The sequence below is a fragment of the Paenarthrobacter sp. 10N417 genome (genome assembly GCF_056394745.1).
In genome coordinates this window covers 16,166-28,155 of the sequence record NZ_JBFTIL010000017.1, presented here as the reverse complement: position 1 = coordinate 28,155, position 11,990 = coordinate 16,166, and the positions used below count along the sequence as shown (strand labels likewise).

Below are 11,990 nucleotides of genomic sequence, written 5' to 3'. Positions count from 1 at the left end.
TTCGTGCTAGAGATCCAAAATCAGTTCGCGGGACCGGCAACGTGAGACGCAAACAAACATTGATTTGTTCTCTGCCCGTTCGGCCGGGGAGAGGAGGAAATCACGGTGCTCAACGTCCCCCTCTATAACCCCCGTTTCACAGGTTCCGCAGATGCCCTCTGCACATGAGCTGGGAACGTTGATGCCGGCGTCGTTCAGGGCGTCCAGAACTGAAACATCGGGCCCAACGGCGATCCGCTGGCCAGTGCTGTGGCAGATGACATCGAAACTTGTCTCGTCGAGTTCCGGTCCGGGCACGATGTCCGGCGCTTTGAACCGCTCAATCCTCAATCGCGATTCGTCTGCCATGGCGCCGGCCACAGCTTGCATCAAAGACTCAGGGCCGCAGGCATATACCAAGGTTTCAGGCGGGAGCGAGCCGACTGCCTCCGACAGATCCGCGTAGTTGCCGTCGGCTTCGTCGGCAGCGTGGATGCTGATCCTATGCCGGGGCAGGTCTGAAATCTCTGACAGGAAGGCCATGGTGGATCGCGAACGCCCGGTATACAGCAGGGACCAGTCAGCTCCGACTGCTTCCAAGCGCCGCACCATGGAAATGATCGGGGTGATGCCGATGCCGCCAGCTACCAACGCATACCGTTCGGCGTGATCAAGCTCGAAGTTGTTGCGCGGGCCCTCAACCTTGATAAGCGTTCCCACCGGCAGTTCATCATGGATCAGCCTGCTGCCACCGCGGGAATCAGGGGTTCGCAGCACGGCCACAGTCCAACTGGTCGAGTCTTCCGGGTCCGAACACAAAGAGTATTCGCGAGTGAGCCCATTGGGCAGGTGCAGGCTCAAGTGGGCACCTGGAAGCCACTGCGGGAGCGCCGCTCCGGCGGGATCAACAAACATAATCCGGATGACGCCGTCGGCTTCCCAGGTTTTCTGCTGCACCCTGAGCGTCAGCACCTTCGGTTCGGGGACATCAGGGGTCACCGCCGCACGGTTCTGGATTTCCACACTCATGGGTATTCACCTCCTCCGATGCGCGATTGCTTCGATTTCCACCGTGGCTCCATAGGGCAGGGCGGCCACCTCCACAAACGAACGTGCCGGGCGCGGCGAGTCGAACAGCTGTTCGTAGTGCATGTTGGCTTCGTCCCGCAGCGTCACGTCGGTGACGAAGTAGGTGGTTTTTACGACGTCCGCCAAGGACATACCGACGGATCCCAGTCGCTCGGAGAGCCTCGCGGCCGCGGCTACCAGCGCTTCGGAGCGGCCGGGTACGGCATTTCCACTTTCATCCACCGACAATGCGCCGGAGATAAAGCCGAATCCCCCGGCTACAAAGGCGGGGCTGTAGGGGTGAGCATTCATTGACGTACCTTTCGAACGCAAGATGGTGGTGGTCGGTCCAGCTAGTTGCCGGCCCATGGGATGGATGCACCCGAGAGGTCGATGTAGATGCTCTTCTGGTGCATATAGGAGCGAATGCCGTCCCGGCCCTTTTCAGTGCCCAGACCGCTTTCCTTATGCCCGCTGAACGGGGTGGAGATACTGAACTGCTTGTAGGTGTTGACCCACACGGTGCCAGCCGAAACGGCTCGCGCAATTCTCCAGGCGAGGCGGTAGTCAGCTGTCCAGATGCCGCAGGCCAAGCCAAAAACGCTGTCGTTGGCTTGAAGGATGAGATCGGCTTCATCGTCAAACGGCAGGACGACGGCCACCGGCCCGAAAATTTCCTCCTGGCAAATGACGTCCGAGTTGCTCACGCCAGCAATGATGGTGGGCTCGTAGAACGCACCAGCCTGAAGCCGGGGGTCCTTGGGGGCAGTGCCACCGCAGAGGATCTGCGCACCAGCCAGCCGCGCGTCTTCAACCATCCCGGCGACGGCGTCACGGTGGGCATGGGCCACCAGCGGCCCTACCTGGGTGCTTGGGTCCGTTCCTGGTCCGACCCGAAGGGCTTCGGCACCCTTGACGAGTCTTTCGACAACGGCGTCATAGACCGATCGCTGGATGAACACGCGCGAGCCGGCAATGCAGCTCTGACCGCTCGAAGAGAAGATGCCATAAAGCACGCCCGCCACGGCCTGGTCCAGGTCGGCATCAGCAAAAATAATGGTGGGCGATTTTCCGCCCAGCTCCAAGGTGATGGGCATGATCTTCTCGGCGGCGATATGGCCCAGTTGGCGCCCCGTGGAAGTGCCGCCCGTGAAGGAAATCTTGCCTACGTCAGGGTGTCGCGCGATCGCATCACCTACGACGCGGCCGGGGCCTGGAAGTACAGAGAGCAGACCTGCAGGTAGGCCCGCCTCCTCGCAAAGCCGTGCCAACAGCAGCGAAACCCAGGGAGCCCAGACCGGCGGCTTCACCACGACGGCGTTCCCTGCGGCAAGTGCCGGAGCCACCTTTTGTGCGTCGCTGGCAATCGGCGAGTTCCAGGGCGTGATGGCACCCACCACTCCGATCGCTTCATAGGTGGACATGCTGAGGTAGTTCCCGCGAGGGGACGTCAGCGCATCCTCCATGGTCTCCAGAGCAGACGCGGTGAACCGGAAGGTTGCTGCCGCGCTCATGGCGAGCGCCCTGGTTTCCACGAGTGTCTTACCTGTGTCCAGCGTCTGCAGTTCGGCAATGCGATCAGCGTTGATCTCGATGGCTGAGCTGATGCGGTGCAGGACAGCAGCGCGTTCGTGGGGGAGCTTCTTTGCCCATCCGGACTCTTCCACGGCTTTCAGGCCGGCAGCCACCGCGGCGTCCACATCCGCCGTCGTTGCTCCGTGGAGGGTGGCGAAAACCTCAGAGGTAGCGGGATTGACCGATTCGATCAGCGCACCGCTGCCTCGGGTCCAGACGCCGCCCACGTAGATCTCATCCCGCGTATCAGGAGCGACCACCATCTGGGCGTCCAGCTGGGCGTCCGCAGGGCTGGGCCGGGAAGTGTTTCCTACAAGGCTGTCCGTACTCATCTTCAGCTTCCGTTCATCTCTCTGTCATGCCCACGCCGTGAATTCATGTGAACTACGTCATAGGAAAAGAATATCAGCACTAAGATACTTCCTGTCAAGATATTTAGGTTCAAAGTTAATTTGCTGCTTGCAGGCTCCCAGCGTTTGGAGGACTGCTTCAACCGCAGTACGACGGCGGCCGGCCGGCTGGGCGCAGCTGGTAACCTGCCCGCTCCAGCACACCCTTGTGGATCGGTTCGCTGGTGTGCGCCAAGGGCAAACCAGAGGTCTGATTCTTGGCAGCGATAATCTCCGCCATGATGGAAACCGCCGTTTCAGCGGGCGTGGAAGCGGAAAGGTCCAAGCCGATCGGCGAGCGGAGCGGTGCCAGCGACTGGTCGGTGTGGCCCAAACCCATTAGCCTCTCCCGGCGGTCAGCGGCAGTTCGACGTGACCCCATCGCGCCTATGTACGCGAAACCGTGCCTCAGGGCTACATCGAGGACTGGAACATCGAATTTGGCATCATGCGTCAACACACAGATAGCGGCATCAGGGGCAAGCTTTCCCAGAGCGAGTTCTTTCTGCAGGTAGCGCGCCGGTTGATCGATCACGATCTCATGGGCTGAGGGAATTCGCTTGGCCGTCGCGAAGACAGCGCGCGCATCGCAAACAGTGACATGAAAACCAAGGAAAGCCCCCAGTTGGGCCAACGACGCGGAGAAATCGATCGCCCCGAAGACGATCAGCCTGCGGGCCGGACGGTAAACATCGATCAGCAAGGACAGTGGCTTGTCAGTACCCGTGGCCGCCGGAAGAGTGACCGACGTCGTGGTTCCGGAGGCTATTGCCTCCTGGACCGCATCCCCGGCGGCGCGGAGTGCATCGGGAGCAAGGACTATATCTGCAAACATCTCGTCGATTTCCGCATTCTGCATGACCAGTTCGGAGCGACCCACCAGGCTAGGTGCGCCGCCGAAGATGGTGACCAGGGCGCAGGGCAGATTCTCATCCAAGGCCCTCTGCAGTGATGCAAAATCCGGGCAGGAAGCCGGACCGTAGGTTTGGATGAAGATCTCAACGCTGCCGCCGCAGGTCAGCCCGATGCCGAAACCRTCGTCGTCTGAAATGCCAAAACGGTGCAGCTCCGGCACACCACTGGCGAGGACGCCGGCCGCTGCTTCCATCACACTTGCCTCTACGCACCCACCCGAAACTGAGCCGACCGGCAATCCGTCTTCGGTGACCAGCATGGACGTTCCGACTGTTCGTGGTGCGGATCCTTCCGTGCGGACCACCGTAGCCAAGGCGACGCGTCGTTCGGTCAGCAACGACGCCTCCAGCGCCCCCATCACCTCACGCATTGCTGTCAGCCTTGCCTTGGCGCGCACGCGCATGGAGGATGCCGTTGTAAACGCGTTCAGGCGTCATGGGCAACGACGTGAGCTGTGCCCCGGTGGCGTCAGCGATGGCCTGGGCAATCGCTGGCGCAATGGGAAGCATGCCGCCCTCGCCCATCCCCTTGCTCCCAAAAGGTCCGGCGCCATGGCCCTGTTCCTGGGTGATGGAGGAAAAGCGCCGGGGAATGTCCTCAGCCAAAGGCACCCGATAGAGGAGCGCCTCGCCATTAAGCAGCTCACCGTCGTCGTACCGCAGTTCCTCGAAGAGTGCCTGGGCCAATCCGAAGACGGCGGCGCCCTCGTCCTGGCCGCGGCAGCCCAGCTTGTTCACCGCCTTGCCGGCGTCGCCACTGACAACCAGCTGCAAAAGCTCCACCCGGCCGGTTTCCGGATCCACCTCCACTTCCGCAGCTGCCCAACCGATCTCCCAAAACATGCAGGGCGCTTCCAGGGGTGCGCTGCTGGAGGAACGGACCTTAAAGTAGCCGTCCCCGGTGAACTCGAAACCTGTTCCGCCGAATCTGTCCATAATCAACGGCGGGAGCTCATAGGTGGTGCCTTCAGCGTCAACGATGTGCCAGTTGTCCAGACGGATCGATTGGCGGTCCAGTATCAGGTGTTCAGCAGCCATGTCCAACACCGAGCACTTCACTCGCTCAGCCGCCTGAAGGACTGCATGACCCATGACCGCGATGCCCGAAGAGGCGTTGGTGCCTTGGTCGAAGGGGGTGTTGTCTGTGTCAATTGCGGCATACTTCACCCGGCCCGGATCGCAGGCCAGTGTCTCTGCCACAATTTGGCACAGCGCCGAATGACCTCCTTGGCCCATTTCCACCAGGCCACAATTCAGGAAGACATCGCCGTTTGTGGTCACCTTGACCCGGGCTTGGGCAGGTTTGTTGACGCCACCACCATCCTTGATGCCGATGGCAACCCCCATGCCACGGTTACCTGAGCGCTGCCGGTCGCGATAACCGATGGCATCCGCCACCAGGTTCAGGCCGTGCTTGAGATCCGAATCGATGGGAGTTTCTCCTGGAACGAACTCCTCGCCCAAATCCTTGGCGTTCTTGAGCCGAAGCTCCAGGGGATCGAAACCCAGCCGCTCGGCGATCAGATCCACTTGGCGCTCGCTGGCCCAGGTGGCCTGGGTTGCTCCGAAGCCACGGTAGGCGCCGGCAGGGACGGTGTTGGTGATCACCGCTTGGCAGACCGAATCTATCCGTTTCCAGCGGTAGGCTCCGGGCATCCGATACCCGGCTTTCTCCGCCACCAAGGGACTGGCATCGGCATAAGCGCCACCGTTGAGCAGCACACGGGACTGACGCGCCATGAACTCGCCGTCTGCCTTGAGCCCGGATTTAACCGTGAGGATGGCGTCATGCTGGCTCAGCGTCAGGAAGACTTCTTCTGTGCTCATGCAGTAGCGAACCGGTCGCCCAGCCGACAACTGTGAGAGCCGAATGGCGATCGCCTCCGTTTTTGGGCCGTTCTTGGCGCCAAATCCTCCGCCCAGGAGCAGGACGTTGACCCGGATGTCGTTTTCAGGCAGCCCAAACACCCTGGCCAGTTCCTTGCGCATTGGGAAAGGGCTCTGGGTTGAGGTCCACACTTCGATTTCATTCGCCGTGGCCTCGGCAACGGTGGCAAACGGCTCCAGGTGCATGTGGTTCATCCGGGAGAAGGTAAAGGTGTCCTCGAAGATGTGGTCGCAATCGGCCCAGACGCTCTCCTCTCCCGTTTCGTAGCGGAATTCGTAGCTGACGTTGTGTGCGGTGTGTGCCGCTCCCGAGGCGCCATCGCCGTACTCCGGATAGGCGGCGAAGGGCTGGTCGGGAAAAATGGCAGGTGCTGACGGATCCATTGCTGCTCTTGAATCAAAGACCGCTGGCAGCGGTTCGTACTCAACCCGAATCAAATCCAAGGCGGCAAAAGCGGTGCGTTCATCCACGGCAGCCACAGCAGCAACGACGTCGCCGACGTAGCGAACCGCGTCCGTGGCAACGATCGGCTGGTCTTTGACGTAGGTGCCATAGGAATGCAGCCCACGGATTTCCTCGCGGGTGACTACGGCAGTGACTCCTGCCAGGGAGCGGGCGGCCGAAGCATCCACGCTGAGAATCCGGGCGTGCGCGTGTGGGCTGCGCAGGACCTTCGCGTGAAGCATCCCGGGCTTCTGGATGTCCACTGTGTAGAGGGCGCGGCCGGTGACCTTGGCGGTGCTGTCCAGGCGTGGGCGGTCGCGTCCGACGATGGGCGAATCGTGCGGAGTGAAAGGAATCACGATCCCGGTCATTCGGATGCCTGATCCTGCTGCTTGGCCCCAGCCAGTTCTGCGGCGCGCTCCACGGATTCCAGGATCATCTCGTAGCCCGTGCACCGGCAGGTGTTCGAACTTATCCAGTCCCGGATCTCTTCCCTGTTCGGTTGCGGATTTTGCCGCAGCAGCCCTGTGGTCAACATCAGCATGCCGGAGGTGCAGAAGCCGCATTGGAAGCCGCCACATTCCCTGAATGCCTGCTGCTGGGCACTCAAAGTGCCGTCTTGGGCAGCCAAGCCCTCAACCGTTTCAACACGCGCACCCTCAATGTCGAAGGCAAACGTGGAACAGGCAGCTACAGGAAGGTCATCAACCAAAACAGTGCAGGCACCGCAGACACTACGCTCACACGAGGCCCGGACCCCTTGCGTGCCGCAGCTGTTGCGCAGCAAATCCAAGACCGTAGCACTCGTGGGGACACAATGCCGTTCCGGGCTTCCGTTCAGCTCAAATTCAACCTTGTGGGTGAACGTTTCCTGGCTTGATTCCGGTGATTCAAGGCTCATGGCTGCCTATCCTTTCCTTTGGTTACCGGTTGCTTCGGCAAGAAGACGGCGGCAGAGAACGCCCACCAGGTGTCGTCGGTAGTCGATGGACCCCGCGTAGTCGCCCGCCTCATCCGGAAGCTGAGCCGCCAGAACTTCGCCCACAAAGGCCGGGTCTAGCTCGGTGATGGCAGTTGCCTCCGCAGTATGTGACAGCACAAAAGGCTGCCGGTATTCACTGCCACAGACGGCCGAGACCGTAAGGCCGGCCACCGTGTTCTTTCGCACCGCGAGGGACACGGTGCTGAGTGGCCGCATCGACCGCTCGTAACCGAACCACAGCAGCGAGGCAGTGTCGACGGTGACGGCGGTCAGAATACCTGCGTTCCCAAGGGTGCGATCCCACAGCGAGTCCCGATCCCAGAGCGATGAAACTGGCAGGACTGCAATGTCTCCACCTTCAAACTGCATCTGTGCACCGAGTGCCGACAGAATGACAGGCATTTCGTATCGATATCTACGGGCAAGGAGATTGCCTCCGAGGGTGCCGCGATAGCGGATTCGAACTGTGGCAATTGATCCCCAGGCTGCAGCGAGGGCCGGGACCGATGACAGGATTTCCGGGCTTCTGCTGCCTTCAGTGTGGCTAACCAAGGAGCCAATGCGCAGAATCCCGGCCTCATTGGATACTTCACGCAATTCCTTGATTCGCTGCACGGAAATCAGAACCTCCGGCTCCAACCCTTCGCGAAATTGCGCCACCAGATCTGAACAACCCGCCGCAATCACAGCTTTTGGATGGTGCCGGGTAAGAGCTACAGCCTCTCCCAGCGAAGCAGGCCGATGCAAAATAAATGGTGGAAGGGCGGACTGGCTCTGGGCTATCAGCCCCGCCCCTAGTTTCTGGCCTCGCATTGGTCAGCCTTCTTTCGCTTTGGCCCGGCTTTTGTCACGGCACCTTCGCCGGACAAAACGTGAGTTCCATATCACCTGGGCCGGGCGGCCCACACACAAGGGCCACCCGGCAAGGCTCCAACAACCCTTACGCCGGGCGATCGCCCTTCAGCGTGACCCGGTGCATCAGCCTGTAGTGCGGGTGGTAGTCCCCCACCGCGTAATGTTGGGTCGATCGGTTGTCCCAGATCACCAGGGAGTTCGGCTCCCAACGGAAACGAACCTGGTATTCCGGCGTTCTGGCGAGATCGGTGAGCATGTTCCTCAGCGCGTCCCCCAACTGGGTGGAAATGCCCGTGAGCCGGGTGGTGAACAACGCGTTGACGTACACGAGCTTGCGGCCGGTTTCGGGATGCTTACGCACTACAGGGTGGGTCATGGGTGGATATTTACGGCGGGTCTCCTCGTAGCGCGCCTCACCATCGGGACCCTGACGGACAACGCCGGTCAGTTCCTTTTCCCAGTCGTGCACTCCCTCCAGACCGTCAATGACGCTTTTCACGTTCTCCGGCAGGGCGTCATATGCGGCGGTCATACTCGCCCAGAGCGTGTCGCCGCCGCACGGGGGTATTTGCTGGGCGTGGAGGCAAGTAGCCGAATTCGGCGTTGCCTGCCAGGTCAAGTCAGAGTGCCAGACGTCGGTCCCAGCAGCCCGGCCACGTGACTCCAGCACCTCAATGTGCGGATATTCGGGGAGCGAGGGGAAAAACGCACTTACTTCCTGGGGGTCGCCAAACACCTTGGCGAATTTGATCTGATCATCCGGCGTAATGTGCTGATCGCGGAGAAACAGTACTTGGTACTCCAGGAAAGCTTCCCGTAGTTCCTCCCGGCATTCGGGGGTGATCTCTTCTCGTAGGTCCAGTCCATGGATATACGCCCCAATGGTGGGTGTTGCTTGTTCCAGAGTAAATGTCTTGAACTGTTGATCGTTGCCGCTCATGGTAGTTCCTTCCTTTGTTGGCGTGTAATACTGCGCCCGTCTCTGTCATCGGTGACTGATCCAGACGAGCTGTTCCTGTTGGGGAATGCTTGTGTCAACTCACTCCGAGTACGTGGGTGTGGCGACTTCATCAATGCCCGTCGCAGCGCTGGCTTCGCGGGCTCGCGATGCCTTGTTTTGGATGACCCGTCCAAGCGAAAGAGCGCAAATGATTGACACGGTTCCGGCGACGAAGACGTAAAGCGATGTTGAGACAGACGCATTTGTCGCAGCAAACAACGCACCGGCAATAAGGGGTGCAATGGCGCTGCCGAAGAGATTGCCGAGCGTAGTAGCCAAGGACAGTCCGCTATAACGCACCTTTGCGTCAAAGGCGGTGGAGAAGTATGCCGGCGTCAGAGCCCATGGGATGTATACGGCTACCGTTGCCGCAAAGTAGCACACGGCGATGAGGCCATAGGTGCCCCCGTCCAGCGCAAAATACAGCGGGAAGGCAACGATGACGATGAGCGCAAGACCCCACAGGTACACCCGTTGGCCGCCGAATTTGTCCGAGAGAGCACCTGCGAGCGGCGTAACCACGAAGCCAATAGCAGAAGTTACGATCACCAGGACCAACATCGACGTCGAATCCAGCTCGCCTGACTTCCCCGCGTAGACAAAGTTGTACACGGTGATCAGGTAGAAGAAGATTCCCGGTGCCAGGCTGGCGCCAGCCACAAGGAACACTTGTTTGGGGTGTGTCCGGAGTACTTCGACTACAGGTAGACGCACAACGCCGTGGTCAGCCTTGACTCGATTAAACTCCGGACTCTCCGCGACCTTCATGCGAATAACCAGGCCAGTGATAACCAGTACGGCACTGAGGAGGAACGGAACCCGCCACCCCCAGGCCATGAACAGGTCTTCGGACATCGACTCCAGGGGTATGTACAACGTCATGGCCAGGATCAGCCCGACTGCAACGCCTGCCTGCGGCCAGCTACCGAAATAGCCCCGCCGACCCTTGGGTGAATGTTCGGTAGCCATCAGCACGGCGCCACCCCACTCGCCGCCGAGTGCGAACCCTTGAGTCAGCCGCAGCACCACCAGTAGAACGGGGGCGAACACGCCTATCGCGTCATATGTGGGCAACAGTCCAATCGCTACCGTGGCGATGCCCATGATCAGGATGGTGAGGACCATCATTGGCTTTCGGCCCGCCCTGTCACCGAAGTGACCGAAGACGATGGCCCCAATAGGACGGGCGACGAAACCGGCCGCGAAAGTAGAGAACGCAAGCAGGGTCCCGGTTGTAGGGTCGAAGCCAGGGAAGAAGAGCTGGTTGAAAACGAGCACCGCCGCGGTGCTGTAGATAAAGAAGTCGTACCACTCGATAGTCGTGCCGATGAGGCTCGCGAATGCGACCTTCCTCGGAGAACTCGCGCCCGATGGTTGTGCGACCACTGCACTCATATTGTGCCTCCAGGTAATTTTGCGAACATTCGGCCCCGCTGTGCGTGGACCGTGGTGATCAGGGCTGCCTAAGGCACCTGTCTCAGAATGAGCTTTGAAGTGATGCAGATTACTTCAGTAGTAATTATCTTATTACTGAGATGCTTTGTGCGCAAGATCTCATTTTTGATGGATCGATGCGGCTGTGGGTGCCATCAGGCCCCTTGCAATGTGTTCGAGAATTTCCTGGATGCCTCGGATGTCCCGAAGGAATGGAGTGCGGACAACGCTGCTGATCACGTGCAGGGCCGCTTTCACCCTCGTCCTGACCACCTCTTGATCTGCTCCCGGGTAAACGTCCTCCACCAGCGAGGCCAGATCGGTGACGTAGTCGCCCTGCGCCTCCATCAAGTTCTGCAAGTCCCGTTCGGGAAGGTGCGGACGTTCGGACACGGCCAATTGCAGGAATTCCGGGCTGCCCAACGAGAACGAAATGTACGAGGAAACGGTGCGCTGGAGTGCCTCAGCTGCGTCAGCGGCTTCGGAGAGAGCCCGCCACATGTCCATCCACCGCACTTCTTTGGCACGATGCAGTGCTGCGGCAAGCATTTCCGCCTTGCTGTCGAAGTGGCGGTAAATGCTGGGACCTGCGACTCCAATTTCGGCGCCGATGTCGTCAAGACTCACGGCTTCAAACCCAAACGCGGCGAACTGTCGGATTGAGGCAGCCAGCAGTGCCTCACGGCGGCTTCGGGGCATGGCAATCGACGCGCGCCGGTGATTCCCGGACGCTTCAATCGGGGGCAAGGGCATGACGAGTACTGTGCGGGCGAGCGTGGCCAACTCGAATTCTTCATCCACCCGCGAGAGCCGGTTAGGGTTCAACGAAACGCTGATCATCACAGCAAACATGGCCCAAGCCCTCAGGTCGGCCTCGGAAGTGGGCACTGCATCGCTGCCGGACTGCAGTTTGCTGCTGATGGCGAACTTGATGCCGCTGGCAATATCGAAGCGGATGGCAGGCGGGAGATGGCGGGATTCACGCTCCCACAGCACGCCGTTTTCCCGGTGCTCCAGAAGTGCCCGACCCAGAGCCGTGATCAACTGTTCGAGGTCGCCGTCGGGAGTCTGGGTAATGCTATCCAAAAAGGGCTGGAGGCTGGCCACCACTGCCTCGCGAAGCAGCTCGCCCTTGCTCGGGAAATGTCGGTAGAGGGCGGATGGCTGAACCGCCATGGCTTTAGCCACATCGGTCATGCTGACTTGCGCGTATCCCTTCTGCGCGAAGAGGTCACCCGCCGCAGCAAGTATGAGCGCGCGCCGGTTCCTCGGCCTGGTGCCGCGCTCCGGGGCGGTGGAGGACTTATTCATGTTCTTAAGATTAGTCAGATTCACTTATTGCGCAATAGCCCGCGGCGTGCCAGAGTTTAAGAACAACCTGCGAAACACTGCGCTTCACTTACCCATAAGCCAGTTGCCGCAAGATAGCAGTGCCTCACCCTAGCGGGAAACGTGATGGTTC

The 11,990-nt window shown here is 60.3% G+C and carries 10 protein-coding genes; all 10 read right to left on the bottom strand.

Annotated elements, in window-relative coordinates:
- Positions 1-6: 6 nt before the first annotated feature.
- The 10 genes from AC1DCM_RS19145 to AC1DCM_RS19100 all read right to left on the bottom strand — a co-directional run bounded on the left by AC1DCM_RS19145 (position 7) and on the right by AC1DCM_RS19100 (position 11,863).
- A complete protein-coding gene (locus tag AC1DCM_RS19145) occupies positions 7-1,008 on the bottom strand; it encodes a PDR/VanB family oxidoreductase (protein ID WP_477519363.1) in 1,002 nt (333 codons plus the stop codon).
- A 6-nt stretch (positions 1,009-1,014) separates the two neighbouring features.
- On the bottom strand, positions 1,015-1,359 hold the full coding sequence (locus AC1DCM_RS19140; protein WP_477519362.1) for a RidA family protein: 345 nt from the start codon (positions 1,357-1,359) through the stop codon (positions 1,015-1,017).
- A gap of 41 nt (positions 1,360-1,400) precedes the next feature.
- Positions 1,401-2,954, bottom strand: coding sequence for an aldehyde dehydrogenase (locus AC1DCM_RS19135; protein WP_477519361.1), 1,554 nt, complete (start codon positions 2,952-2,954; stop codon positions 1,401-1,403).
- Positions 2,955-3,111: 157 nt separating this feature from the next.
- Positions 3,112-4,296: an XdhC family protein gene (locus AC1DCM_RS19130; RefSeq protein WP_477519360.1), complete on the bottom strand. Its 1,185-nt coding sequence runs from the start codon at positions 4,294-4,296 to the stop codon at positions 3,112-3,114.
- On the bottom strand, positions 4,289-6,628 hold the full coding sequence (locus AC1DCM_RS19125) for a xanthine dehydrogenase family protein molybdopterin-binding subunit (RefSeq protein WP_477519359.1): 2,340 nt from the start codon (positions 6,626-6,628) through the stop codon (positions 4,289-4,291). The genes AC1DCM_RS19130 and AC1DCM_RS19125 overlap by 8 nt, the downstream gene beginning before the upstream one ends.
- Entirely contained in the window at positions 6,625-7,158 is a 534-nt protein-coding gene (locus AC1DCM_RS19120; RefSeq protein WP_442016643.1) for a (2Fe-2S)-binding protein, read from the bottom strand. The genes AC1DCM_RS19125 and AC1DCM_RS19120 overlap by 4 nt, the downstream gene beginning before the upstream one ends.
- Positions 7,159-7,164: 6 nt before the next feature.
- A complete protein-coding gene (locus AC1DCM_RS19115) occupies positions 7,165-8,052 on the bottom strand; it encodes an FAD binding domain-containing protein (RefSeq protein ID WP_477519358.1) in 888 nt (295 codons plus the stop codon).
- Between the two features lie 127 nt (positions 8,053-8,179).
- Entirely contained in the window at positions 8,180-9,034 is an 855-nt protein-coding gene (locus tag AC1DCM_RS19110; protein WP_442016645.1) for a TauD/TfdA dioxygenase family protein, read from the bottom strand.
- A gap of 99 nt (positions 9,035-9,133) precedes the next feature.
- Positions 9,134-10,489 (bottom strand): MFS transporter, encoded by a 1,356-nt coding sequence (locus AC1DCM_RS19105; protein WP_477519357.1) that lies wholly within the window; start codon positions 10,487-10,489, stop codon positions 9,134-9,136.
- Positions 10,490-10,648: 159 nt separating this feature from the next.
- Positions 10,649-11,863, bottom strand: a complete 1,215-nt coding sequence (locus AC1DCM_RS19100; protein ID WP_477519356.1) for a TetR/AcrR family transcriptional regulator — start codon at positions 11,861-11,863, stop codon at positions 10,649-10,651.
- Between the last annotated feature and the right edge of the window lie 127 nt (positions 11,864-11,990).